General features: G+C 66.4%; 19 protein-coding genes. 7 read left to right on the top strand and 12 right to left on the bottom strand.

Annotated elements, in window-relative coordinates:
* Positions 1-638: 638 nt before the first annotated feature.
* Positions 639-2,573 (bottom strand): glycoside hydrolase family 5 protein, encoded by a 1,935-nt coding sequence (locus E1263_RS32950; protein WP_132174569.1) that lies wholly within the window; start codon positions 2,571-2,573, stop codon positions 639-641.
* 237 nt (positions 2,574-2,810) lie between these two features.
* On the opposite strand from E1263_RS32950, the gene E1263_RS32945 reads away from it, so the two are divergent.
* The 3 genes from E1263_RS32945 (at position 2,811) to E1263_RS32935 (ending at position 6,311) form a co-directional block, all read left to right on the top strand.
* A complete protein-coding gene (locus E1263_RS32945) occupies positions 2,811-4,553 on the top strand; it encodes a bifunctional metallophosphatase/5'-nucleotidase (protein WP_132174567.1) in 1,743 nt (580 codons plus the stop codon).
* A gap of 61 nt (positions 4,554-4,614) precedes the next feature.
* Positions 4,615-5,127 (top strand): SigE family RNA polymerase sigma factor, encoded by a 513-nt coding sequence (locus E1263_RS32940; RefSeq protein WP_132174565.1) that lies wholly within the window; start codon positions 4,615-4,617, stop codon positions 5,125-5,127.
* Positions 5,124-6,311, top strand: coding sequence for a hypothetical protein (locus E1263_RS32935; RefSeq protein ID WP_132174563.1), 1,188 nt, complete (start codon positions 5,124-5,126; stop codon positions 6,309-6,311). The genes E1263_RS32940 and E1263_RS32935 overlap by 4 nt, the downstream gene beginning before the upstream one ends.
* 85 nt (positions 6,312-6,396) lie before the next feature.
* Here E1263_RS32935 and E1263_RS32930 read toward each other — a convergent pair whose 3' ends face one another.
* The 7 genes from E1263_RS32930 to E1263_RS32900 all read right to left on the bottom strand — a co-directional run bounded on the left by E1263_RS32930 (position 6,397) and on the right by E1263_RS32900 (position 14,885).
* Positions 6,397-7,797 (bottom strand): GH1 family beta-glucosidase, encoded by a 1,401-nt coding sequence (locus E1263_RS32930; protein WP_132174561.1) that lies wholly within the window; start codon positions 7,795-7,797, stop codon positions 6,397-6,399.
* A 29-nt stretch (positions 7,798-7,826) separates the two neighbouring features.
* Positions 7,827-8,837 carry an ABC transporter ATP-binding protein gene (locus E1263_RS32925; protein ID WP_132174559.1) on the bottom strand — a complete coding sequence of 337 codons (1,011 nt, stop codon included), beginning with the start codon at positions 8,835-8,837 and terminating at the stop codon, positions 7,827-7,829.
* The gene (locus tag E1263_RS32920; protein ID WP_132174557.1) at positions 8,834-9,859 is read right to left on the bottom strand and encodes an ABC transporter permease; all 1,026 of its coding nucleotides are present in this window, start codon (positions 9,857-9,859) and stop codon (positions 8,834-8,836) included. Before E1263_RS32920 ends, E1263_RS32925 begins: the two co-directional genes overlap by 4 nt.
* A gap of 1 nt (position 9,860) precedes the next feature.
* On the bottom strand, positions 9,861-10,841 hold the full coding sequence (locus E1263_RS32915; RefSeq protein WP_132174555.1) for an ABC transporter permease: 981 nt from the start codon (positions 10,839-10,841) through the stop codon (positions 9,861-9,863).
* On the bottom strand, positions 10,838-11,908 hold the full coding sequence (locus E1263_RS32910; RefSeq protein WP_132174553.1) for an ABC transporter ATP-binding protein: 1,071 nt from the start codon (positions 11,906-11,908) through the stop codon (positions 10,838-10,840). Before E1263_RS32910 ends, E1263_RS32915 begins: the two co-directional genes overlap by 4 nt.
* Before the next feature lie 72 nt (positions 11,909-11,980).
* Positions 11,981-13,663 carry an ABC transporter substrate-binding protein gene (locus E1263_RS32905; RefSeq protein ID WP_132174551.1) on the bottom strand — a complete coding sequence of 561 codons (1,683 nt, stop codon included), beginning with the start codon at positions 13,661-13,663 and terminating at the stop codon, positions 11,981-11,983.
* A 172-nt stretch (positions 13,664-13,835) separates the two neighbouring features.
* Positions 13,836-14,885, bottom strand: coding sequence for a LacI family DNA-binding transcriptional regulator (locus E1263_RS32900; protein ID WP_132174549.1), 1,050 nt, complete (start codon positions 14,883-14,885; stop codon positions 13,836-13,838).
* A 282-nt stretch (positions 14,886-15,167) separates the two neighbouring features.
* Between E1263_RS32900 and E1263_RS32895 the strand changes: the two genes are divergently transcribed.
* The gene (locus E1263_RS32895) at positions 15,168-16,343 is read left to right on the top strand and encodes an ROK family transcriptional regulator (RefSeq protein WP_238161742.1); all 1,176 of its coding nucleotides are present in this window, start codon (positions 15,168-15,170) and stop codon (positions 16,341-16,343) included.
* Positions 16,344-16,355: 12 nt separating this feature from the next.
* On the opposite strand, the gene E1263_RS32890 is transcribed toward E1263_RS32895, so the two are convergent.
* Positions 16,356-17,594 (bottom strand): glycoside hydrolase family 16 protein, encoded by a 1,239-nt coding sequence (locus E1263_RS32890; RefSeq protein ID WP_132174545.1) that lies wholly within the window; start codon positions 17,592-17,594, stop codon positions 16,356-16,358.
* 254 nt (positions 17,595-17,848) lie between these two features.
* Here E1263_RS32890 and E1263_RS32885 point away from each other — a divergent pair, with 254 nt between their 5' ends.
* The 3 genes from E1263_RS32885 (at position 17,849) to E1263_RS32875 (ending at position 21,037) form a co-directional block, all read left to right on the top strand.
* Positions 17,849-19,744: a ricin-type beta-trefoil lectin domain protein gene (locus E1263_RS32885; protein WP_132174543.1), complete on the top strand. Its 1,896-nt coding sequence runs from the start codon at positions 17,849-17,851 to the stop codon at positions 19,742-19,744.
* A 114-nt stretch (positions 19,745-19,858) separates the two neighbouring features.
* Positions 19,859-20,671: a MerR family transcriptional regulator gene (locus E1263_RS32880; protein WP_132174541.1), complete on the top strand. Its 813-nt coding sequence runs from the start codon at positions 19,859-19,861 to the stop codon at positions 20,669-20,671.
* Positions 20,672-20,683: 12 nt separating this feature from the next.
* Positions 20,684-21,037 carry a VOC family protein gene (locus E1263_RS32875; RefSeq protein WP_132174539.1) on the top strand — a complete coding sequence of 118 codons (354 nt, stop codon included), beginning with the start codon at positions 20,684-20,686 and terminating at the stop codon, positions 21,035-21,037.
* A 1,028-nt stretch (positions 21,038-22,065) separates the two neighbouring features.
* On the opposite strand, the gene E1263_RS32870 is transcribed toward E1263_RS32875, so the two are convergent.
* The 3 genes from E1263_RS32870 to E1263_RS32860 form a co-directional block, all read right to left on the bottom strand.
* Positions 22,066-22,692 carry a histidine phosphatase family protein gene (locus E1263_RS32870; RefSeq protein ID WP_132174537.1) on the bottom strand — a complete coding sequence of 209 codons (627 nt, stop codon included), beginning with the start codon at positions 22,690-22,692 and terminating at the stop codon, positions 22,066-22,068.
* Between the two features lie 27 nt (positions 22,693-22,719).
* On the bottom strand, positions 22,720-23,964 hold the full coding sequence (locus E1263_RS32865) for an MFS transporter (protein ID WP_238161741.1): 1,245 nt from the start codon (positions 23,962-23,964) through the stop codon (positions 22,720-22,722).
* A gap of 353 nt (positions 23,965-24,317) precedes the next feature.
* The gene (locus E1263_RS32860) at positions 24,318-24,728 is read right to left on the bottom strand and encodes an ATP-binding protein (RefSeq protein ID WP_132174533.1); all 411 of its coding nucleotides are present in this window, start codon (positions 24,726-24,728) and stop codon (positions 24,318-24,320) included.
* Positions 24,729-24,968 lie beyond the last annotated feature (240 nt).

Raw genomic sequence — 24,968 nt, 5'->3', positions numbered from 1 at the left:
GGTGACGGAGGCGGGGGTCGGGATGGTCACGGGTGAGCTCCGGTGGTCGGTGGTCGGTGGAGTAGGCCGGGGCGGGCCAGTTGGCTCGGCGCCTTGAGCACCCGCCAACCATCCCAACTGTGCCCAGATGACTGACGGGTGCTCAAGGCCAGGGCGGTCGGAGCTTTGAGCACGCATCAGTCGTATCGGCGGTGCGCGGCTGCCTGGTGGGTGCTCAAGGCTGGTGGGTGGGGGACGAGTCGGGGTCGGTGTTGGTGCTGCGGATCAGGTCGACTCTGGCGGGGTGGGCGGACCTGCGCCACTGTCTAACTCGCCTCCGGCTGCTCACCTCGGCTTGCGCTGAGCGTGAATCGGGCGGGTCGCGGGAGGTTGGTCAGTGGGGGCGGTCCGCTCTCGGGTGGTCCGCCGTGGTCGGGTCGCTGCGGTTTACGCGACGTCGATGTGTCCTGCCGAGCGGCAGGGCGTTTGCGGCTTCAATGCGTTGTCAGTGCGCTCGCCGCCGGCAACCGGCGTTCCCAGCAGACGTCCGCCGCCGCGTGCCTACCCCCATTTGATGGGCTGACCCATGGGAGTGGGGGTGGACCCACCGCATGCGGTGGGCCGACCCACAACCTGGTGGGCTCACCCATCAAATGGGGTTAGGGGGTGAGCGCTCGGCAGAGGAGGGCGTCGGGGGTGCCGGTGGCGCCTACTCGGGTGGTGAAGGCAATGCCGGCGAGGTACTCGGTCGAGGCGCATTGGCCCTTGTACGCGCCTGTCGCGAAATCGCCGCCTTGCGCAGCGCCGCGGTTGTCGGAGCGGTCGAACCAGAGGGTGCGGACGGCGCCTCCCAACGACTGGGCGGTGGCGGTGCAGAGGACGGTGGAAAGCTTGGCGCCGCGGACGGCGTAGCCGGTGACGAAGTGGCCGGCGGGGCACTGGTACTTGGTGTAGCCGGAGGCCCAGTCGGTGGTGACATGGCGTTGGTCGTAGACGACTTCATAGGGGCCGGAGGCAACGGGTGCGCCGGAGGTGCAGAGGGAGCGGTTGCCGGTGTGGGCCAGGCCGATGAGGCGGAGGCCGTCGGGGCAGGCGGCTTTGCGGGCGCCGTTGTCCCAGTCGCCGGCGGCGCGCATGCGCAACGACGCCACGAAGTCGCCGTGGTCGGGGCTGAGCATCTTCCAGACGGTGCCGGGGGCAACGAAGCTGGTACGACTAGTTGCGCCCATCAAGCGCGACCACGCGGAAGCGCGCCAGTCGTCGCCGTCGTACAGACCCATGCTGTTGCCGCTGGAATCCCAGTGCAGCAAGGCCCAGCCGTTGCCGGTGCGGTTGGTGTGCCAGCCAACCAACGGCCAGTAGGCGAAGTCGGCATCGGTGCGGATGAGCTCGTCGACGAAGCGTTCGAACCATGCACGTGGCAAAGCAGCACTCTCCTCACGGCCGCCGACGCCGAACTCGCTGATCCAGACCGGCGCGGTGAAATGCCCGTCCTCGCCGGAGACGAAGAACGCCTGCCGATTGAGCTCACTGGTCAGCTCGGTCGGCGACAGATCCTGGTATCGCGGGTCGGTCGTCTCACCGGTTCCAGTCGCACCGCTGTGCCGCGGCCCCGTGTAGCCGTAGAAATGAGCGCCGTACACGAGTTTGTTCGAGACGACCAGCGTGTGCGACAGCGTCCGGGCGGGAGTCAGCGTCGGTCGCTCGTGGGGGAAACCGTCGACCGGGATGCCGGTCCAGTTGATGCCTTCGACAACGATCAGCAGGTTCGGATTCGCTTCGGTGAGGATGCGATCGCCGAGATGCTGAGAGGCGGCGAACCAGTCGTGGTCGTTGCCCCAACCCCAGTTCGGATCGTCGAGGATGTTGCGCCGCACCTCGTTGTAGAGATCGGCTCCGACGACGCGCGGGTTCGACTTGTAGCGGTTGACCATGAACAGCCAGTCGCTCTCCCAGGTCGCCGTCGATTGGCTCGTGTTCCAGCGCTCGTTCCCATCCACGCCGCAACACCACCGGGTCGTCGCCGTGTGGTTGTTGATGATCACCGCAAACCCGGCAGCAGTCAGCGCCTGTACGACGGCGTCGTACACCTGAAGCGGTGTCTTCCCTCGCAACCCGGGGTTCGCCGCAACAGCGCTGTCAGGGACCAAAGCAGAATCGTGGATCATCTCGTTCGAGAACTGGAGCCGGATGCTGTTCAGCCCCAGTTCGGCGAACCCGGCGATGATCGACGCCATTGGAGCGCGGTCGAGACCGAGCGGGATGCGGTTGCTGTTCTCGCCGGCGTGATGATTGGCATTGTCGGCCTGGTCGCCGGAACCGTTCCAGGTTCCGGAACCGCCGTGCCAGTTCCCGGATTTCAGCCGGAAACGATTCCCGTCGGCGTCGACGATCCACCGCCCCCGGGTACTCAGCGGCGCGGTCCAACCGCTCACCAGCAACGGGGAAGCCCCAGCAGGCAAGGCGGCTGCAGGCAACGCAACTGGAGGCAAGGCAGCTGGAGGCAACGCGGACAGGGCGGCAGCAGGCAAGGTTGGCGTCAGTGGAAGTAGCAGGGCGAGTACGACGAGCAATCGGGCGGCAGTTCGGCGCATGGCTCACCTGTCCCCAGGTCGGTGCAGTGCGGGCGGGGTGATGGCCGGAGGCTTCGCGGGACCGCCGGCCACCACGCAGTCATTGGACCAGATCAGGAGTGCCACTGGGGAGAGCGCTGTCATCGGTGGATTCTTTCCGAGTTCTCCAAAAAGACGTTTGGTAGTGACATCGCGGCCAGGATGGTGCACTCTCCTGTTTGTCGGAAACCGCTTGCTAAGGCCGCGTTGGAGGCAGAAATGCGCAAAGTGCTCGCGACTGTGGGGTTGATCGGAGTGGGGTTGAGTGGTGGGACTGCCGCTGCGGGAGGGGCCGAACCGGCCCCGGTGCCCGTCCAGCTGGTCTCGATCACCGACTTCCACGGGTACCTGCGACCACCGTCTCCCGCGGACGGCGGGACGATCGCGGGTCCGGACGGAAAGGCGCAGGTAGTCGGCGGCGCGGCGTACCTGGCGTCGCATCTGCAGACCATCCGCGCCGGTCACCGCAACTCGATCCTGTTCGCCGACGGTGACAATTTCTCCGGGTGGCCGTTTGAGGTTGACGCACATGCAGATGAGCCGACGATCGAGGCGCTGAACGCGCTGGGTATCGAGTTCTCAAGTGTCGGCAACCATGAACTAGACGTGTCAAGAAGCTTCCTGGTTGATCACATGACCCGCGGGAAGTGTTTCGGGACGCCCGGTGTCGACAGTTGCTTCAAGGACTCGACCGGCCGCCGCTTCCACGGTGCCGACTTCGAGTTCCAGTCGGCGAACATCGTGGACCCGAAGGGCCGGCCGATCGTCGCGCCGTACACGATCCGTTGGGTCCGCGACCACGGCCGCAGCTTCCCGGTCGGCTTCATCGGGCTGACCGTTCCGGATACACCCGTCGGCAGTACGTCGTACCAGCCGGATCTGAAGGCGCTTGCCCCAGTCGACTCCGCGAACCGGGCGGCCGCTGAACTGAGCCGCAAAGGGGTGAAGGCGATCGTGCTGAACATGCACGACGGCGGAACCGACGCGTCGCCGACGTACGACAACTGCGTCAACCCGACCGGCCCTGCGATCGATCTGGCGCGCAAGGTGACGCCGCAGATCGATGCGATCGTCACCGGGCACTGGCACGCAGCGTTCAACTGCAGCATCCCCGACCCGGACGGCAACCCCCGCCCGGTCGTCGAGGCGGCGAACCACGGCCGGCTGGTCAGCGAGATCAACCTGCAGCTCGATCCTCGCAGCGGCGAGGTCCTGCGCGACCTAACGACCTCCACCAACCATGCAGTGACACGCGACGTCACACCGGACCTGAAGCTGCAGAAGATCGTCGGCTACTGGTCAGCCGCGGGAGATCGCAAGTACGCCGAGCCGGTCGCCACGATCACCGGCGACTTCACCCGGACCCCGAACGCGGTCGGCGAGAGCACGTTGGCCGATCTGGCAGCCGACGTGCACCTCTGGACGGCGCGCAAAGCAGGCAAGGCCGACCTCGGTTTGATCGCGGCCAAGCCGGCGATCGGATCGACCGCGCTCCGGCAGGACCTCAAGGTTGCCAACAGCAACAAGCCTGGCGACGCCGACGGGCGCGTCCTGCTCGGCGAGTCGTGGGAGGCGTACGGCTACGGCAACCCGGTCCTGACCGTGAGCCTGACGGGCGCCGAGCTGGACGCCGTACTGGAGCAGCAGTGGCAAGGCGGGAAGTTCGCGCCGCTGGCCCTGTCCAAGAACGTGAAGTACAGCTTCGACGCGAGCCGTCCAGAAGGCGACCGGATCGACCCCAGAGACGTGAGCATTGACGGAACGTCACTTGATCCAGTCAAGACGTATCGCGTTGCCGCGCTCGCCTACACCGTGATCGGTGCAGACGGTTACACAGTGTTCAAGGCGTACTACACCGACCCTGTCCGCAACGACACTGATCACGAGACCTTCGCGGCGTACCTGAGGGCCCACCGCACGCTCACCCCGGCACCGCTCGACCGGGTCACGCAGAAGGGCTGACAACCGTTGCCCCTCGAGCTCCGTACTCATCGGTGACGGGCTAAGTGAGGGGATACAACGGATGGCGCGAGGAACACGGGACGAGGAGTTCAGCGAGTACGTCGCTCAGCGGCGTACTCAGCTGCGCCGCATCGCCTACCTGCTCTGTGGTGACGTGCACAAGGCGGAGGACCTGGTCCAGACGGCGTTGATGAAGCTGTACGTCGCCTGGCACCGGGTGCAGCGTGAAGGCAACATTGACGCCTATGTACGGCGGATCCTGGTCAACTCCGGGATCGACGAGAGCCGCCGGCCATGGCGCCGGGAGGAGCCTGGGCTGGACGGCCTGGACCCGGTCATGGCGGAAGGCCTCGCGGTGGAGGACCGGCGGGCGCTGATCGAGGCGCTGGCGAGTCTGCCGCTCGGGCAGCGCCGGGTGGTGATCCTGCGGTACTTCGTCGGCCTGTCGGTCGATGAGACCGCCACCGACCTCAACTGCGTGCCCGGCACGGTGAAGAGCCAGAGCGCGCGGGCCCTCGCCCGGCTGAACGACATGCTGACTGCCCAGTTTCGGGCTGTAGGAGGACACCGATGATCGACGAGCAACTGCTCCTGGACCGCCTGACCGACGCCGCTGCCGCCCAGGACGGCCTGCTGCCGCGGGCGGTCGCCGACGACCTCGCTGCGGGCCGCCGCCGGCTCCGCTCCCGCCGCCTCCTTACTGGCGGTACGGCGATGCTCGCGGCCGGCGCGGTGGCAGTCGCGGTGTTCGGGATGAATGGCGTCGTGAAGGAAGCGGCGCCTGAGCCGCCACTCGCAACTCAGCAAGCGCCGGTCGACGCGCAGGCGGCCGAGGACGCGGCCGCGGTCACGAAGACCCAAGGGTTCGACAAGCTGATGAAGGGCTTGATGTCCAAGCACTTCGACCCGGCGAAGAAGCACCTGAACTTCACGACCGGACCGTTCGACCTCGACACCCAGCTCGGTCACCACGGGACGCAGCGCAAGGTCGGCTGGAACACAAAGGGGGATCAGGGCCAGGGCATGTTCCTGATCGAGCTCAGCAGTTCGGCCAAAGCCGCGGACAACACCTGCGGATCGTTCTTCGAATCCGAGACCAAGCCCGTGAGCTGCCAGCAGGTGACGCTGCCCAACGGCCTTACGGCGATGCTCGGCAGGCAGGGCCGGATGATCGAGTTCAGCTACCTGCAGCCGGACGGCGAGTACTTGTACGTCGCGGTCGACCCGGTGTTCCGCAACAACACGATGCGACCGTCCAGCGACATGGCGATCAGCGATGAGCAACTGTTCGCCTTCGCCACCGATCCCGCGTTGAGCCTGCCGCCGCTGACCTCAGAGCAGCAGGCACAAGAGGACAGGCTGCAGGATTTCGCACCGGCTACGGATCAGATCGTGGTTGCCACGGCGCAGCATCTGCCGGGCGGGATGAAGGTCACCGGGGTCGAGAACCGGGGTGGTGAGTTGTTCGTCTTCGGAACCTGGACCCGAGGTGCCGTGACGGCGACTCTGGAGGTCGGTCTGGATGCGGCGCCGCTGGCCAGTGAGTGCAAGGCGCAACTGTCGGTGCCGTCCTGTGTCCCGGTGACACTGCCGAACGGTGCGCAGGGGGAGTACCACGAAGGTGCGCGGGCCTATCAGGATGGACCGAGCTACGTGATGGGCGTGACCTACCGGCAGCCGGACGGCGACCTGGCCTCGGTGCGCGTTCTGTACGTCGGGAAGTCGAAGCGGCCGGCGGGTGCGATCGCCAAGGAGTAGATCCTTGCTCTGGTGGCGGATCCGGTACTGGATCGCTGACTGATCGTCCTGGGGTGGCGGGACATCCACCCCAGGACGCAGCGTGTTAGCGGTTCTCGCGGTGCTGTTCGGCGACTTCCTTCAGGTACAGCGCACTCTGCTTCGGGATGCGGGCCTGGGTGTCGTAGTCGACCCGGACGATGCCGAAGCGCTTGATGTACCCGTAGGCCCACTCGAAGTTGTCGAGCAGCGACCAGGCCAGGTAGCCACGGATGTCGGCGCCCTGGTTGATGGCGTCGGCCACCGCGGCCAGGTGCGTCTTGAAGTACTCCGTGCGGCCCTCGTCGGCAACGAACCCGTTCTCGTCGGGGACGTCTTCGTAGGCAGAGCCGTTCTCGGTGATCACCATCGGCAGGCCGGGGTAGTCCCGGGCGATGCTGAGCAGGAGGTCGGTGAAGCCCTCGGGGACGACCTCCCAGTCCATGTGGGTCTTCGGCCGGCCGAGCGGGACGGTCCGGCTGATCGGCAGACCCTTCTCGTCGACCGTGCTGCCGTCCTCGGCGTACCCGGTGAACTTCTGGCTGAAGTAGTAGTTCACACCCAGTACGTCGATCGGTGCCGAAATCAGCTCGAGGTCGCCGTCCTGGACGGGGATCTCGATGCCCTCCTGGGCCAGATCCGCGACGATGTCGGCCGGGTAGTGGCCGTGCACCAGCGGGTCGAGGTAGATCCGGCGGCCCATACCGTCGGCACGGCGGGCAGCCTCGGTGTCGGGCTCGGCGTCGCTGGCGGGGTACGCCGTGGCCACGTTGAGGGTGATACCGATGTCGAGCTTGCGCGGCGAAGCCTCACGCATGGCGGTGGTGGCCAGGCCGTGGCCGAGCAGCAGGTGGTGAACCGCAGCGATCGACGCCGGGTAGTCCTTGATGCCCGGCGCGTGCAGACCGTAGGCGTACCCGAGCATCGCGGAGCACCACGGCTCGTTCAGCGTCGTCCAGGTGTTGACGCGGTCCTTCAGGGCATCGAACACGAGCATCGAGTACTCGGCGAACCGGTACGCCGTGTCGCGGTTCGGCCAGCCGCCCGCGTCCTCGAGCTCCTGCGGCAGGTCCCAGTGGTAGAGCGTCACCCACGGGTCGATGCCTTTGGCAAGCAACTCGTCGGTCAGCTTGTCGTAGAAGCCCAGGCCGGCCGGGTTCACCGGGCCCTTGCCGCGCGGCTGCACCCGCGGCCACGCGACCGAGAACCGGTAGGTGTCGAAGCCGAGGCTCTTGATCAGCGCCACGTCCTCCGGCATCCGGTGGTAGTGGTCACAGGCGACGTCACCCTTGTCGCCGTTGTCGATCGCGCCGGGCACCTCACAGAAGGTGTCCCAGATGGACGGCGTCCGGCCGTCCTCGGCGATCGCGCCCTCGATCTGGTACGACGAGGTCGCCACACCCCACCGGAAGTCGGCGGGCAGACCCTTGATCAGGTCAGCCGCCCCCGAGACGGACGTTGTAGTCATAGAAGGCCTTTCACGAAGATGAGAAGGGATTAACCGACCGGAACGCGGCCGGGGAGCCAGCAGGCGACCGACCGGCTGGGGTCGTTGCGGGCCGACGGGATCCCGAGCAGCGGGACCTCGTCGGAGCAACGGTCGAACGCGTGCGGGCAGCGTGGGTGGAACGAGCAACCGGACGGCATCCCGCGCAGGTCAGGCGGTGAGCCCGGGATTCCGGACAGCTCCTTGCGCGGGCCGCGCAACGCCGGGAAGGACTTCAGCAGTCCTTCGCTGTACGGGTGCAGCGAGTCCTTGTACAGGTCGGCCGACTTCGCCTCCTCGACGATCCGCCCGCCGTACATGATCGCGATCCGGTCCGAGAACTCGACCAGCAGCGACAGGTCGTGCGTGATGAACAGCACCGAGAAGCCGAGCGTCTCGCGCAGTTCGACCAGCTGAGCCAGGATCTGCCGCTGCATCACCACGTCGAGCGCCGTCGTGGGCTCGTCCATGATGACGACCTGCGGCTCCAGTACTAGCGCCATCCCGATCATCACGCGCTGCCGCATACCGCCGGACAGTTGGTGCGGGTAGGCGTCCATCCGGTCCGCCGAGATGCCGACCAGCTTGAGCATCTTCTTCGCCCGGTCGAGCCGGGCTTGCGGGGAAAGGTCCGGCTCGTGCGCCCGGATCACGTCGAGCATCTGGGTCGAGACCTTGTGCACCGGGTTGAGCGAGTTCATCGCGCCCTGGAACACGATCGACGTCTCGGCCCAGCGGAACGCGCGCAACTCACGGTCCGTCAGGGACATCACGTCGTACGGGTCGCCGCCGGGCGGGTGGTAGATGACCGAGCCGCCGCTGATCACACCGGGCGGCGGGAGGAGCCGAGTGACGCCGTACGCGAGCGTGGACTTGCCACTCCCGCTCTCACCGGCGAGCCCGAGCACCTCGCCACGGTGCAGCGTCAGCGTGACATCGCGGACTGCCCGTACGCCCTGGTCGCCCAGACCGTAGTCGACATTGAAGTCCTTGATCTCGAGGACGGGCTCTTTCGCATTCACGCTGCATCCACCTTCCGTACGACGGGAGTCGGCGCGACTGCCTTGTTGCCGAGGACCGGGGTGAAGCCGACGCGCATCCGGACGGAGTGACCGTCGTTGGTCTTGACCTTGGTGTGGCCGGCGTTGCGCAGCCGCGGGCTGACGAACTCGTCGATCCCGAAGTTGATCAGGGACAGCGCCGTCCCGAGGATGGCGATCGCCAGACCGGCCGGGACGAACCACCACCAGGCACCCTGGGCGAGGGCCTGCTGGCTCTGCGCCCAGAACAAGATGGTGCCCCAGTTCCATTCGGAGATGGTCGAGATCCCGATGAAGGCCAGGGTGATCTCGGACATGATCGCGAAGATCACGGTGCCGACGAAGCTGGAGGCGATGATCGCGGTCAGGTTCGGCATGATCTCGGCGGTGATGATCCGCCAGGTGCTCTCACCGGTCGCCCGCGCGGCCTCGACGTAGTCCCGCCGGCGCAGCGACAGGGTCTGCGCCCGCAGCACTCGAGCACCCCAGGCCCACGAGGTGAAACCGATGACGAGGGCAACCATCAGGTCACCTGCGCCGGGGATGGTCGAGGCGACGATGATGATCAGCGGCAGCGCCGGGATGACCAGGAAGACGTTCGACAGTGCGGACAGACCCTCGTCGGCAGCGCCACCGAGGAAGCCCGAGCTGACGCCGATCAGGACCGACAGCGCGGTCGCGACGATGCCGGCCAGCAGGCCGACGAACATCACGCCCCGGGTGCCGACGAGCATCTGACTGAAGATGTCCTGGCCGAGGTGCGTCGTACCGAACCAGTGCTTGCCGGACGGTCCTTGGAGGATGTCGCTGCTGCGCTGGGACGGGTCGAACGGCGCGATCCACGGACCGATGATCGCGATCAGGCTGAAGAACGCGAGCACGATCAGGCCGGTCGCGGCCTTCGGGTTGGCGACGAACCGCAACCGCTGGCGCTTGGCCGGTGCGGCCGCGACCTCCGGGCCGTCGGGAGTCACCGCGGTGATGGTGCTGGTGGGTGCGGACATGTCAGCCCTCCTTCCGGGTACGGGGATCGAGCAGCAGGTAGGCGACGTCGGCGATCAGGTTCGCGACCAGGACCGACAGCGTGATGACCAGGAAGACGCCCTGCATCAGCGGGTAGTCCTTGGAACCGACCGCCTGGAACAGGTTGTAGCCGATCCCGGGGTAGGAGAAGACGATCTCGACCAGCAGCGTGCCGCCGACGATGAAGCCCAGTGACAGCGCGAAACCGGAGACGTTCGGCAGCAGCGCGTTGCGGGCGGCGTAGCTCAGCATCACGCGCTTCTCGGGCAGGCCCTTGGCGTGCGCGACGGTGATGTAGTCCTCGGAGGCGACCGTCACCATCATGTTGCGCATGCTGAGGATCCAGCCGCTCACCGACGAGATCAGGATCGTGATGGCCGGGAGCAGGCTGTGGTTGATCGCACTGCCCATGAACTCCGGCGTCCATCCCGGCACCAGGCCGGGCTCGTAACCACCCGACGACGGGAAGATGCTGTCCGGACCGGCCAGTACGGCGATCGCCAGCAGACCGAGCCAGAAGTACGGGATCGACGACAGGAACGTTGTCACCGGCAACAAACCGTCCAGCCAGGAACCGCGTCGCCAGCCGGCCAGCACGCCGAGACCGGTGCCGATCGCGAAGCTGACGATCGTGGTGATGCCGACCAGCGCGATCGTCCACGGCAGGCTCTGCTGCAGGATGTCGATGACCGGCGTCGGGAAGAAGGTGAACGACAACCCGAGGTCGCCGCGGAACACCTGGCCCCAGTAGTCGACGTACTGGCTCCAGAGGCTGGCGTTCTTGTCCAGGCCGAACAGGACGTACAGCGACTGGATCGCCTCGGTGCTGATCTGGCCCTGGTACTTGTTGATCAGCGAGGTGACCGGGTCACCGGGGATCAGGCGCGGGATGAAGAAGTTGATCGTCAGTGCGGCCCAGGCGGTGAACAGGTAGAAGGCAATGCGCTGAAGCAGGAATTTCACTTCGCCGCCCCTTCCTCGTAGAGCCAGCAAGCGGCCCAGTGACTCTGGCCGTTGTCGACAACTGGCAGTTCGAAGCGCGGCGGCAGTTCCGTCGAACACTTCGGCATGGCGCTCACGCAGCGCGGATGGAAGCGGCAACCGGTCGGCGGTGCGATCAGGCTCGGCGGCTCGCCGCTGCCCTGGTCCTCCGGGGCGCGCAGGTCACCGACGCGGTCGAGGCGGTCCGGGTCCGGCGCGCTCTCGATGAGCAGCCGGGTGTACGGGTGCGCCGGGTTCTGGGTGACGGTTTCGGAATCGCCGCCCTCCACCATCCGGCCGGCGTACATGACCATCGTTTCGTCGGCGAAGTACCGGGCCGAGGCGATGTCGTGGGTGATGTAGAGGATGGCCAGGTTCAGCCGGTCCTTCAGGTCGGCGAGCAGGTTCAGCACACCGAGACGGATCGAGACGTCGAGCATCGAGACCGGCTCGTCGGCCAGCAGCACCTCGGGGTCAGCACCGAGGGCGCGGGCGATCGAGACGCGTTGCCGCTGGCCACCGGACAGCTCGTGCGGGAACTTGTCCAGGTAGCGCTCCGGCGGAACGAGCTGGACGCGCAGCAACAGGTCGCGCAGGTTCTGCTCGAGCTCGGCGGAGTTCTTCCCGGCCCGGCCGTGGATCTTCAGTGCGCGGGTCAGGTGGTAGCGGATCGTGTGCGTCGGGTTCAGCGACGCGAACGGGTCCTGGAAGATCATCTGCACCCGGCGGCAGTACGCCCGGAACGCGCGCCCGCCATGCACCTCGACGGACTCACCCCGCAGGCGGATGTCACCGTCGGTGCGCTTGTAGAGCTGCGCGAGCAGCCGGGCCACCGTGGACTTGCCCGAGCCGGACTCGCCGACCAGGGCGGTCACGCGACCGCGGCGGAGCGTCAGGTTGAGATCGTCCACCGCATGGACGACCTTGCGTTCGCGGGTCAGCAGATCCTTCAGGCCGCGCCGGACCGGGAAATGCTTGGTGAGGCCTTCGGCCTCGAGAACAACGTCAGGGACCACCGCAGGGGCCACCGCCGGGTCGGTCACCGTCATGATTGAAAAACTCCTCGCATCGTGGCACCGCGGCGCCGGGGGCACTCACTGCCCCGGCGCCGCGGTCCGGCCTCACTGAGAGCCGGAGGGCTTCAGCTTCAGGACGATCTCCAGCGCGTTCTGCTGGGTGGGCTGTCCAGGTGCGTACGAGTTCGCCTCGTCCGGCCAACCGGTCCAGTTCTTCGTGCTGTAGAGGCCACCGATGTTCGATGCCGAGGTCGGGATGACCGGCATCTGGTCGACCATGATCTTCTGCAGCGTGTTCAGCGCCGTGGTGCGGGTGGCGTCGTCACTGGCGTTGGCGTACTCGTCCAGCGCCTTGGTGGCCTCGGGGGAGTTGAAGCGGCCGTAGTTGCCGCTCACACCGCCCTTGCCGACCGGCTTGAGGATCTTGCCGTCCATGATGTTCTGGTAGATGTCGAACGGCGTCGCGCCACCGTTGGTCCAGTGCATCGCGGCCTCGAAGTTGCCTTCGTCGATGTTCTTGAACCACGCGTCCTGGTTGGCCTTGTCGACGGTCGCGGCGATGCCGATCGTGGACAGGTTGTCCTTGATGATCTCCAGGTCGGTGACGTAGTCCGACCAGCCGGCCGGGTTGGTCAGCGTGATCTTGACCGGCTTGCCGGTCTTGTCCGACAGGACGTTGTTCTCGAGCTTGTACCCGGCCGCGGCCAGATCGGCCTTGGCGCCCTCGACGTCGACGACGTGCTTCTTGTCCTTGAACTCCGGGGCGATGAAGGACTCACCGGCCGGGGTCGGGATGCCGGTGACGGACTCGACCTTCGGGTAGAAGTACCCGGCCTCACCCTGCATGAAGATGTCGTCGCGGTTGATGACCTTGTCCATCGCGCGGCGCAGGGCCGGGTCGTCGAACGGCTTCTTGGTGGTGTTGATCCACAGACCGTGGATACCCAGGTTCGCCGGGAAGTACAGCTTGTGGTTCTTCGGGTCCTTGTCCTGGAAGACGGCCTTCACGTTCGGGACGAAGACGAAGCTCCACTCCGAGGCGCCGTTGGCCAGCGCGGTGGTCTGCGCGTTGTTGTCGTTGTAGGACGTGTAGCGCAGTTCCTTGACCTTCGGCAGTTCCTGCCAGTACGCGTCGCGCAGCTCCAGCGTGGTGGTCTGCGGGGTGAACGACTTGATCTTGTACGGGCCGGTGCCGACCGGGGTCTTCAGGGTGTCCTGGCTCGGGTCCTTGATCGCGGACCACTGCGCCTTCTGGATCACGAAGACGGTCAGGATCTTGTTCTGGTTGGTGAACTGCGACCGGGTGAAGGTCAGGTCCACCTTGTTCCCGGTCGTGGCGATGGTGCCGTACGGGATGGCGTCGGTGTTCAGGCCTTCGTTGTCCTTGCGGAGCTGGAAGGTGTACGCCACGTCGGCGGCCGTCATCGGCGTACCGTCGGACCACTTCACGCCGTCGCGGATCGTGAGCGACAGCTTGGTGAAGTTGGCGTCCCACTTGTACTCGGTGGCCAGCCAGGGCTTACCCGGCTCGGTCGGCTTGATCCCGTTGATCATGATCAACGGCTCGAAGATCATCCAGCGGTACCCGAGCGAGGCACCCGAGGAGGAGCCGAGGAACGGGTTGTGGTTCTCGGTCTGCGGGCCGTTCGGCATCCCCACGTTGAGAACGGTGGCAGCGGTGCCGGAACCGCTTCCGGTGGTCTTGTTGTCCCCGCTACTGCAGGCAGCCATCGTGACTGCCGCGAGCAAGCCCGTCAGGGCCAGCGCGACGCTCCGTCGTGCTCGCATCGGTTCCTCCTGTAGATCTCTGTTTCTTGGCGGATGGTCCACCCCTGAGCCTGGGTGGGCCAGTGCATAGTGGCGTGAAAGCGCTCTCATCGGAAGAGCGGACTGCCTAACAGATCGGTATCGAGGACTTCACCGGCGGCGGAGCAAGGGCAGTTGCCCCGCCGCCGGAGCCTCAGTGGTGGGACCGCACAGCGGGGGCGGGTGCGCTGGTCCGCGGGGTGGGCTTGGGTGCAGTTGAGCTGCGGACGATCAGCGTCGTCGGCAGCACTTGGGGTTCCTCGGGAAGCGGTGTCCCGCCGAAGTAGCCCATCAGCATCCGGGCCGCAGCCTGACCCATCTGGCGCATCGGCTGATGCACCGTGGTCAGCGGCGGTTCGGTGTGCTGGGCGTACGGGATGTCGTCGAATCCGACGACCGACACGTCGTTCGGCACGTTCCGCCCGGTCTCCCGGACGGCCTGGATGGCACCGCCGGCGGACAGGTCGTTGTGCGCGAACACCGCGTCGAAGTCGAGGCGCTGGTCCAGCGCGTGCTGGACGCCGCGGCGTCCGCTCTCATGGGTGAAATCGCCTTCGAACACGAGTCTCGGGTCGAGCTCGATCCCGGCTTCGGCGTAGGTGTCGCGGAAGCCGTCCAGGCGTTCGTGGGTACAACCGAACCGTTCGACACCGGTGATCACCAGCGGCCGGTGCCGGCCGAGCTCGATCAGATGCCGGGCGGCGGACTGCCCGCCGGCGTAGTTGGTGGTGGCGACGGACGGGAACTGGGGGCGGTGGTCGCGGTCGTCGATGAGGACGACCGGCAGGCCACGGGCGTGCAGCTGCTCGATGTAGGTGAGCGTGCCCTCGGGCTCGATCACCAGGAGGCCGTCGAACGACTGCGACGACACCTGGGACGCGAACTGGTGCATGGATTCCGCACCGCGGTTGAACGTGAACAGCAGCAGGCCGTAGCCCTCGCTCTCCACCACGTCGACCGCGCCTTGCAGCACCTCGCCCATCCAGGGCCAGGTGAGCGACGGAACCAGCATCCCGACGACCCTGGTCCGGCCACGGGCCAGGCCGACTGCGCGGGCACTCGGTACGTAACCGAGCTCGGCGATCACGGCGCGGACCCGCTCGGCGGTGCGCAGGTCGAGCTCACCCTTGCCGTTCAGGACGCGCGACACGGTCGTTTTGCTGACGCCGGCCCGTGCGGCGACGTCTGCGATGGTGATGGACACGCGGAAACTCCCCTCGGGCGGTGGGGTGGCGGATGTTGCTGCTGTGTTGCGCTCCCGTGACGGAACCGGTTTCGGAAGCGGTTCCGTAGAGTGAAGCCGAGTGACCTGGGTCTCGTCAATCACGGTGCGGTAACGAATCTCTACTTAATTCACGACTTGGAGAAAGTCACCCCTTCCGGGTGGCCGCGCGGCGTGATGGACTCGGGTCGAGCGGTCCGCCAGGGATCAGGGGTTCGGCAAGGGGCTGGGGCAATGGAGTATCGGCGGACAACGGTGCGCGACATGCGCCGGTCCAACCGATCGGTGATTCTGACCGATATCTACCGTGACGGACCGCTCAGCCGGCACGAGCTGAGCACCCGGACGTCGCTGAGTGCGGCCAGCGTCAGCAACCTGGTCACCGAGATGATTGCCGAAGGCATCGTCGAAGAGGCCGGTTCGGTCGAATCCGAGGGTGGCCGGCCGCGCGTTCTGTTGCGGGTGGCCCGCGAGTTCCGGTACGTCGTCGGTGCCGAGGTCGGTGAGACCCGGGTCCGCGTCGAGTTGTTCGACCTGGCGATGAATGTGCTCGCCACCGTCGACTATCCCGTCGATGCGCCGGAACCAGATGTGGTCGTAAAGCACGTGCTGGAAGGGCTTACGAGCGTTATCGGCACTTCCGGCGTACGGGCTTCAGATGTCCTCGGGCTCGGCGTGGCAGTGTTCGGGATCGTCGATTCAGCGGCCGTCGTCCATGCCCAGACGCTGGGCTGGGACGCCGTACCGCTCGGCCAGATGCTTGCCGAGGGCACCGATATTCCGATCCTCGTGGACAACGGCGCGAACACCCTCGGGCAGGCCGAGATGTGGTTCGGCGCCGGCCGCGGTGCGACCGATGCGGTGGTCGCGCTGGTCGGATCCGGCGTCGGCGCCGCCCTCGTCACCGGCGGATCCAGCTATCGCGGGACCCGCAGCAGTGCGGGCGAGTGGGGACACACCACGATCATGTACGGCGGCCGTGGGTGCCGGTGTGGAGCCGAAGGTTGCCTCGAGGCGTATGTCGGCGCTGAGGATGTCCTCGACCGCTATCGCCAGGCCGGTGGGGTGCTGACCGCGGTCGACGAGGAGGCGGCGTTCGCCGAGGTGCTGGCGGCGGCGGAGAGCTCGGAGATCGCGGCCGGGGTCGTGGACGACACGATCGGCTATCTCGCTGCGGGCTTCGCGAATCTGGTCAACCTGGTCAACCCCGAGCGGATCGTCCTCGGCGGCTGGGCCGGGCTGTTGCTCGGGGAGCATCACTTGCCACGCCTGCGCGAGGCGGTCGGCCGGCATGCACTGCGCCAGCCCTATTCCCAGGTCTCGATCGTGCTGTGCGAACTGGGCCGCGACGCCGTTGCACTCGGCGCCGCGACCCTTCCGGTCCTGCGGTTGCTGCGGGACGGCGGCGCACTGCCGCCGCCCAAGGTTGCCGCTGGTTAGGTTCGGTGCTGGTTAGGTAATGGTCCACTTCTGGTTGGCCTGACCGTTGCAGGTCCAGATCCCGGTCGGTGTGGAGTTCGCCGAGGTGTTGCCGATGACATCGAGACACTTGCCGCGGTTCACGATGTCGTTGTTGCCGTAGGACCACTGCTGCGCGGTATTGCCGTTGCAGCTCACGATCTGGACCCGGGTGCCATCCGCCGTACCGGCGTTCGCGACGTCGAGACACTTGCCCAGGGCGCGGATCGTGCCGTCACCGGGACGGCTCCACGACTGGGCCGCCGTACCGTTGCAGTCGTACAGCTGCACTGGAGTGCCGTCGGCGGAGTTGGCGCCGGCGACGTCGAGGCACTTGCCGGCCAGACCCTTGATCTGTCCATTGGTGCTGCCACCGTCGAGGGTGGAGACGCGCACGTAGTCGATCGTCATCGTCTGCGGCATCTGGGTGGAGCCGTCGGGGTAGCCCGGCCAGTAGCCGCCGACCGCGACGTTCATGATCATGAAGAACGGGTGGTTGAAGACCCATTGGTCGCCACCGAGGTCGGCCGGCGTCCGGCGCTGGTACTGCACGCCGTCGACGAACCAGGTGATCGCGTCCGGCGCCCAGTCCACGCGGTAGGTGTGGAAGTCGTTGCGGAACGGCTGACCGTTCGGGGAGTTGTATGCCGCACCGATGCCCTCGGCCCCGGAGTAGCCCGGGCCGTGGATGGTGCCGTGCACGGTGTTCGGCTCGCGGCCGATGTTCTCCATGATGTCGATCTCGCCGTTGTTCGGCCAGCCGCCACCTTGGGAGCCGAGCATCCAGAACGCCGGCCAGACACCCTGGGTGCCGGGGATCTTGATCCTGGCCTCCCAGCGGCCGTAGGTCTGGGTGAACGTCTGCGCGGTGAGCAACCGGGCCGACGTGTACTGGCAGGTGCCGTAGTGACACTGGAAGCCGCCGCTTTCCTGGCGGGCAGTGATCACCAGGTTGCCGTTGCCGTCCTTGGCGGAGTTGCGGGTGCTGTTGGTGTAGTACTGGCGTTCGTCGTTGCCCCAGCCGGAGCCACCGATGTCGTAGCGCCACTTGCTGGAGTCCGGCGCCTGGCCGGCCGGGCCGTCGAAGTTGTCCTCGAAGGTCGTCGCCAGCGCGGCGGCGGGGGCCTGCGCGGCCTCTTGCTTGGCTTGGGCCGGTGCCTGCAGAAGGCTGGTGCCGACGAGTGCCGCACCGATCGCGACAACGGCCGCGATGCGGGATCGCTTGAGCTTCATGCGTGCCTCATTTCTCACGGGGGCGGAGCAGGAACGAGACAAAGTCGTTAGGGGGATTTGGTCCCGCAGCTTGCTGTGAGAACGCTCTCAGGTCAAGGCCGGGACTAAATAAAAGACGTGAAAAAAGTCGATGCTGTGGCGTTGACACAGGTGGCCACCGATGGTTCCCTCGTGCTGACACACCGTTGCGGCGCGGGCAGACGCCACAACACGCCCCCTGTCTGGATTTCCTTGCTCACAAGGGAGAAGCGCCCATGCCCGCGAACGGGTTATTCCGTCATGCCCGCCAACGTCGCGCCGTACCGGTGGCCGTGGCCGCGCTCAGCGTGGTCGCTGCCGGCCTCAGTATCGGTACGGCGACCGCCCCGACGGCTCAGGCCGCCGGTGAACAGGTCAACGTCTACCTGACCACCACCAACGACTCGGCCGGCCAGAACGTGACCCGGGGCCTGCAGCCGCAGACGCCGGTCAACTTCGGCCCGGCCGGCGGTTCGGCGAACCAGACGATCACGGTCAACGAGAACACGACGTACCAGTCCTGGGAGGGCGGCGGCGCGTCCTTCGCCGACAGCTCCGCGTGGCTGCTGAACAGCAGCAACACGATCTCGGCCGCGACCCGCAACCAGGTGATGAAGGACCTGTTCGACCCGGTCAACGGGATCGGCCTGTCGTTCACCCGCAACCCGATGGGTGCGTCCGACCTGGCCCGGTTCAACTATTCGTACGACGACACCTGCTGCGACCTGAACGACTTCAGCATCAACCACGACCTGGCGGACGTGGTCCCGCTGACCAAGCAGGCCAAGCAGCTGAACCCGAACCTCAAGGTGATGGGGTCGCCGTGGAGTGCGCCGGCGTGGATGAAGGACAACAACAAGTTCACCAACCGCGGCTGGCTTAAGGCCGAGTACTACCCGATGTACGCGCAGTACTTCGTGAAGTACGTGCAGCAGAACGAGGCCCAGGGCAACCACATCGACTACGTGACGGTGCAGAACGAGCCAACCTGTTGCGGAACCGACGACACCGGCTACGCGTCGATGAACTGGAACGGCGCCGGGCTCCTGAACTTCACCAAGAACCATCTGTTCCCGGCGTTCCGGGCGGCCGGTATCAGCACCAAGGTGATGGTGCTGGACTACAACTGGGGCAACTACAACGACCTCGGTTCGGTCCCGCTGGCCGACGCGGCCCTGCGCAACGACCCGCTGTTCGGCGGGATCGCCTGGCACGGGTACGGCGGTGACGTGAATCTGCAGACGCAGATCCACAACCAGTACCCGGCGGTCAACGCCTACATGACCGAGCACTCGGGTGGTACCTGGATCCCGAACCAGCAGGTCGAGGACATGAACAACCTGATCGACTACACCCGCAACTGGGACAAGTCGTGGATCAAGTGGGGGCTCGCCCTCGACCAGAACCACCTCCCGTACGTCGGTTCCGGGTGCAACGTGTGTACCGGCTTGGTGACGGTGCAGCGGGGTGGCAGTCGTGCGGGTCAGGTCGACAAGACCGTCGAGTACTACACGATGGGTCACCTGACGAAGTACGTGCGGCCGGGTGCATTGCGGATCGACTCGTCCGCCAACACCTCGGTGAAGAACGTGGCATGGAAGAACCCGGACGGTTCGAAGGCGCTGATCGCGTTCAACACCACCGGTGGTTCGCAGTCGGTGCGGGTGAACTGGGGCTCGCAGTCCTTCACCTACACGCTGCCCACGAAGACGTCGGCGACGTTCGTGTGGAGCGGTTCGCAGGGTGGCGGCGGTACTGGTGGTCAGATCACCGGTCTGGCCGGCAAGTGCATCGACGTGGCTGGGGCGAACCCGGCTGACGGTACTGCGGTGCAGCTGTATGACTGCAACGGTTCGGCCGCTCAGCAGTGGACGCGTTCGGGCAACACCATCCAGGCCCTGGGTAAGTGCCTCGACGTCGCCGCCGGCGGAACCGCTGACGGCACCCGCGTTCAGCTGTGGACGTGTGTTGCCGGGAGTCCCAATCAGCAGTGGACCTACTCGAACAACGATCTGGTGAATCCACAGGCGGGGAAGTGTCTCGACGTGACCGGGAACAACTCGGCCAACGCGACACCACTGCAGCTCTGGACCTGTGGCGGCGGCGCCAACCAGAAGTGGACGCTCTCCTGAACTAGCACCGGATCGTCTTGTTCGTTGCCACAGTCCCGCCCGGCCGCCCCCGGGCGGGACTTGGTATTTGACGGTATTTGACCCTCCGGCTACTGGAGGGTGGAAGCTTGGCTCATGACGGCGACAGTCACGGTTGGCGAGTTCTCGCGGATGACCAACCTCAGCGTGAAGACGCTCCACCACTACCACGAGATAGGCCTGCTCGCGCCTGCCTCCGTGGACCCGTCCTCCGGCTATCGACGGTATGAGACGGTCCAGGTCGGTGTCGCGCTACTCATCCGTCGGCTGCGCGACCTGCGGATGCCGATTCCCGACGTACGGGCGGTTGTCTCCACAACGGACCGCGCTGCGCGGGAGGAGACTCTGCGAGCGCATCTGGAGCGGATGGAGGCTGAGCTGCAGGTCACCCGTGGCGTGGTCACCTCGCTGCGCAGTCTGCTGACGACCGAGCCCGAGCCGTTGCGGGTCGAGTACCGGTACTTTCCGCCGTTCCGGGCGTTCGGGGTCCGTGCTCAGGTCGAGCGGGAACAGATCGGTCCGTGGTGCGTCGATGCCTTCGGTCGGCTGGACGCGTTGGGTGCTGCCCACGGGATTAGAGCCACGGCCGGAGCGACGTACAGCGACGACTTCTTCACCGAAGACGTCGGTGAGGTGGTCGCCTTCCTGCCGGTCGCGCCTTCGCAGGAGCCTGTTGACGGCTTCTCGTTGGTCGACCTGCCCGGCGGCTTCTTCGCGATCGCCGTGCACGCCGGCGCGATGGCCGACTTCGACCGCACGTACGGCGCGCTCGGCTCGCATGTCGCTGAACACTGCGCTGTTGCTCCAGGACCAATCCGTGAGCTGTACGTCGTCTCGCCCGGGGACACCCCCGACGAATCCTCCTACCGCACCGAAGTCTGCTGGCCGATCCAGCAACTCCCTGCCTGAAAGGTCTGCATCATGTCCATCACTCTCGAGAACATCGCCTTCGACTGCACCGACGCAGCCACCCTCGCCACCTTCTGGGCCGGCGTCCTCTCCGTCCCAGTCGATGCCGACAGCAACGAATTCTTCGCCACCATCAACCGCGCGGCCGACAGCCCCACCCTGATGTTCCTCCAGGTCCCCGAACCCCGCACCAGCAAGAACCGTCTCCACCTGGACCTCGCCACCTCCGACTGGTCCACCGAACTCGCCCGCCTGACCGACCTCGGCGCGAAACACCACTCCGAGCACAACGAGTACGGCGTCCACTGGATCACCCTCGCCGACCCCGAAGGCAACCTGTTCGACCTGGCGGACCACCCGGCCTAAGCGCTTGCGGTGCGGCGGCGTTGGTTGCTCGCCGCACTGACCGTGGCCGTCTCCGGCGCGGCGGAATAGTTGCTCGCCGCAACGACTGCGGCTGGGCTGGTACGGCGTGCATGGTTGCTCGCCGCACCGGACAAGCCGGACACGTTGTCTATGGCTGGTCGCCGCGGCGGCCGCGTTACATAAAGAGCTTGGCTCGGCCCGGCACGTGGCTGAGGTACTGGCGAGGTCGGCGATCGCGTTCCCGCCGATTGAGGTGCTCGCTATGGTTGCGGCCGGTCGTGGGAGGCCTGGAAAGTGACCCGCCGCTGTTGGTGAAAAGCGCTGGCAAGGAGGCCGGGGGTGCTGCCGTGCCCGGCTGACCCCCGGCTGCCGCGCTGGTCTTCGCTACGCGTGACTTTTTCGGCGTATGGACCCGAAAAATCCCCGCGTAGTGCGAATCGGCAGGCGGATACGCCGGTGAAACTCCCCAGTGCCCGATTCGTGAGGTATCCGGGCGGGCTGGGGAGCGAAACTGACCCGAAACGACAGGTAAAACTCCCCAGCCCCACCCCCAACCCGCCTGGAGAGCTGGGTGGAACGTTTTTTGCAAATGGCGACATGAAGTTTCCACCCTCGGCGCCGCTTTTCCACCTCAGCCATAGCGGGCACCTCAAGCAGCGGGAACGCGATCGCCGACCTCGCCAGTACCTCAACCACCCACCGGGCCCAGCCAAGCTCTTTATGTAACGCGGCCGCCGCGGCGACCAGCCACAGACAACGTGCCCGGCTTGTCCGGAGCGTCGATCAGCCACCCCGCCGTACCGCACCCCAACAGAATCTCTGTGGAAACTAATTGGCGCGGAGCGCAAAGTTGTTACCACACAGGCGCCAAACCCGATCCAGCACCCGATCGCCGAGGCCGATGGGCAGCTCGGCGGACCGCCACCACTGACTAACTGGGCCGCCCACCGCCGGGCCACGCTCAGCAACTCCTCGTCAGATGCCCGCGCGGAGAGTTAGTGAGTGGCGCAGGTCCGCCGCGGGCGCGATCACTCCGCTAGGTGGTGGGTTTCGTTGAGGGTGAGTACCTGGTGGCTGAAGTGGGTGTCGTTGCGGCGGAGGGTGGTGATGCCGCCTGCGGTGAGGGGGAAGAAGCCTCGGTCTGCGGAGAGCATGGGCATGCCTAGCCAGGCGGTGATCAGGTAGCTCGAGGCGGAGCCGTGGGAGACCACGACCTGGTGTTCGATCGGCCGGCGAACGATTTCGTCGAGGGCGGGGTAAAGGCGCTCGACCAGCGCGAGTCGGGTTTCGGCGCCGGCTGGGCCGTCGTGATGGCCGAGGCGGTCGCCGTACTCGGGCATCGGGATGCGGCGTTCGTTGAGCCAGGCTTGGGGGCGGCCGTCGGCTTCGCCGTTGGTGCGTTCGCGAAGCCGGTGGTCAGTCCGGACCTCGGTGGAGAATCGCCGGGCGATCGGCTCGGCGGTCTGGGCGGCTCGACGGAGGTCGGAGGACCAGACCTCGACTGGCGCGGACCCGAGCCGGTCGGCCAGTACGGCGGCGATGCGCTCGGCCTGGGAATGTCCGCGGGCGGTCAGCTCCGAGTCGTACCAGCCGCCGACCAGGCCGTCCACATGATGCTGCGCCTCAGCGTGCGTGACGAGATAGATGTACTTCACGGCCCTCCTTCGTGGGCCCAAAGGCTCTCACGCGTCAGCCGTTTGCTGCCGACCTTTTCGCCTGGCGGCTGCGTACGCGCCGGTGGTCAGTGCGGCGACGGTGAGAGTGGCGGCGCTCAGCGCTAGTGACCATTTGATACCGATCGCGGCACCGGCGAAGCCGACGGTGATACCGCTGCCGATACGCAATCCGCCGGAGGCTGTGTTGTAGAGGCCGATGATCCGGCCGCGATCGGCGCTCGGAGCTTCCAGCTGAACGACGGTCTGCGAGACGGACATGGACACAAAGTTCGCCACCCCGCTGGTCATCAGCACGACCAAGGCGAGCACGTAGTTGTTGGTGAGCGCGAAGACGACGATGCTCAGGCCGTAGAGCATTGTCCCGATCACCGCGGTCCGCACAGTCGGCCGCAACCAGCCGGTCGCCTCGATCACAAGCCCGCCGACGACCCCGCCGAATCCGGTGGCGAACAACAGGGCGCCGTACGTGATGCCTGTGGAACCGGCGCCGAGTGACTCGGCGAACTCCGGCATCGCAGACTGGATCGAGGCGCCGACGAAGAACGAACCCAACCCGGCCAGCACGATCATGCTGCCTACAGTCGGACTGATTCCGATTCCGCGGGCAGCACGCAGCGCAGCGATCGGACCGACCCGCGGTCGGGCGACGACCTCCTCGCGGATGTGGCCGGTGAAACGGGTGCGGAACAGGAAGATCGTCAGCGGCAGATAGATCGCGATATTCGCGAAGATCCCGCCGGTCGGACCCAGCATCAGCAGCAACGTCGACCCGACGACCGGGCCGCACAACACGCCCAGGCTCTTGAAGGTCGCGTTCAGGCGCACAGCACTCGGCAGATCGTCGCGACCGACGAAGTCGTGCAGCATCATCTGCTCGGCCGGTCCCCACAACGCACCGGCGCAGCCGTGCAGCACCAGCAGCACACAGGCATGCCAGATCTGCAGCGAGTCGGTCAGGAACAGCAGCCCCCAACCCAGCGAGACGACCATGAACAGTCCTTGCGCGGACTGGATGATCCGCCGGCAGTCGTACCGGTCGGCCAGCGACCCGGACAACACCGAGAACAGCAAGAACGGCAACCAGTGACTGATCACCTGGAACCCAGCCAGCGCCGGCGAATGGAACTCCCGCCACAGCACCCAGTACGTGATGACGTGCTCGACGTTGTCGCCCATCATCGCCAGCCCGGTGCCGAACAGATACGGCCGCGAGTTCCGATTCCGCAGTCCGGCAAAACGTGGCGCCCGCACCGGCTCAGCCTGATGGTCGCTCGAGCCACAGGCCCGGCACATGCGATCCCCCCTTTGCGAGGCACCGTGCCTCGTAACCCGACCCTAACAGATTCGAGACACTGTGTCTCGGTATTGCGTTCTAGGGGTGCGCTCCGGCGACCTTCGCGGTGAGCCACTCAGCGCGCGGGCCGCACGGCGATCTCGCGCTGGAAGCACTGTCTAGACGTCCGGGAGCGGCCCGTGAATCTGTCCCGCGCCGGTTCGGACCAGGTGGGCGATCTGCTGGAGCGTTTCCAGTGGGGTGAGGGTTGAGTTGTCGAGGGGTGCGGACCAGGGGGAACGTTTCGCCCGGTGCTGGTGGAGGTCGTCCATCAGGTGGGCCGGCAAACGGTCCGGGTTGTTGGCTGTCCGCTGGAGAACCGTTCCTCCGAGGGATCCAGGGAGATGTGGAAGACGTGGCCGATCCGCAGCAGGTCGGGGATGACGGGATTCAGGTCGGCGGCGTCGTGGATGGCGTTGCCTGCGATGAGGATGTTGTCGTAGCCCGCCCTGACGAAGGACTCGGCGAGCAGTGCTGATTGCCGGAGTACGAGCGCGGTGCGGGCGTCGTCGTACGGGAGATCCCAGCCGGGATCGACCATGAGGAACAGTTGGTCGGTGTCGATCGCGGCGGTCCGGCCCCAGGCGCTGAGCTTCACGTCGTGGACCAGTCGGAGAACGGTTGTCTTGCCGGAGCCGGCCGGGCCGGAGAGCAAGACGATGATCCTTTGCGGGCTGTCCATTCCCTGATCGTCTCCGATCCGCGGACCGCCCGCCTGCTGTTTATGCGACCGGTAGGCGATCGCCGAGTCTCGACCGCGGACCGCCTGCGGGAGTGCTCCGGGTGGGATTTCGTGCCCAAAGAGCAGCCGACCCACCTTTGTGCACGCGGCGCTTCTTTGGGAACGCATCAACCATTTTTTGGACGCCGAAATGGTTGGTGGGTGCTCAAAGAAGGTTCGGCGGGCGGGAGGGGGCTAGAG

The sequence above is a fragment of the Kribbella antibiotica genome (genome assembly GCF_004349055.1).
GTDB classification, from domain to species: domain Bacteria; phylum Actinomycetota; class Actinomycetes; order Propionibacteriales; family Kribbellaceae; genus Kribbella; species Kribbella antibiotica.
This window is presented reverse-complemented; position numbering and strand designations above follow the sequence as displayed.

Coding starts and splice junctions, on each gene's coding strand:
- E1263_RS32930 (WP_132174561.1), bottom strand. CDS start 7,797: ATGACTACAACGTCCGTCTCGGGGGCGGCTGACCTGATCAAGGGTCTG.
- E1263_RS32860 (WP_132174533.1), bottom strand. CDS start 24,728: ATGGACAGCCCGCAAAGGATCATCGTCTTGCTCTCCGGCCCGGCCGGC.
- E1263_RS32890 (WP_132174545.1), bottom strand. CDS start 17,594: ATGAAGCTCAAGCGATCCCGCATCGCGGCCGTTGTCGCGATCGGTGCG.
- E1263_RS32895 (WP_238161742.1), top strand. CDS start 15,168: ATGCGCCGGTCCAACCGATCGGTGATTCTGACCGATATCTACCGTGAC.
- E1263_RS32950 (WP_132174569.1), bottom strand. CDS start 2,573: ATGCGCCGAACTGCCGCCCGATTGCTCGTCGTACTCGCCCTGCTACTT.
- E1263_RS32880 (WP_132174541.1), top strand. CDS start 19,859: ATGACGGCGACAGTCACGGTTGGCGAGTTCTCGCGGATGACCAACCTC.
- E1263_RS32935 (WP_132174563.1), top strand. CDS start 5,124: ATGATCGACGAGCAACTGCTCCTGGACCGCCTGACCGACGCCGCTGCC.
- E1263_RS32875 (WP_132174539.1), top strand. CDS start 20,684: ATGTCCATCACTCTCGAGAACATCGCCTTCGACTGCACCGACGCAGCC.
- E1263_RS32940 (WP_132174565.1), top strand. CDS start 4,615: ATGGCGCGAGGAACACGGGACGAGGAGTTCAGCGAGTACGTCGCTCAG.
- E1263_RS32945 (WP_132174567.1), top strand. CDS start 2,811: ATGCGCAAAGTGCTCGCGACTGTGGGGTTGATCGGAGTGGGGTTGAGT.
- E1263_RS32905 (WP_132174551.1), bottom strand. CDS start 13,663: ATGCGAGCACGACGGAGCGTCGCGCTGGCCCTGACGGGCTTGCTCGCG.
- E1263_RS32920 (WP_132174557.1), bottom strand. CDS start 9,859: ATGTCCGCACCCACCAGCACCATCACCGCGGTGACTCCCGACGGCCCG.
- E1263_RS32910 (WP_132174553.1), bottom strand. CDS start 11,908: ATGACGGTGACCGACCCGGCGGTGGCCCCTGCGGTGGTCCCTGACGTT.
- E1263_RS32885 (WP_132174543.1), top strand. CDS start 17,849: ATGCCCGCGAACGGGTTATTCCGTCATGCCCGCCAACGTCGCGCCGTA.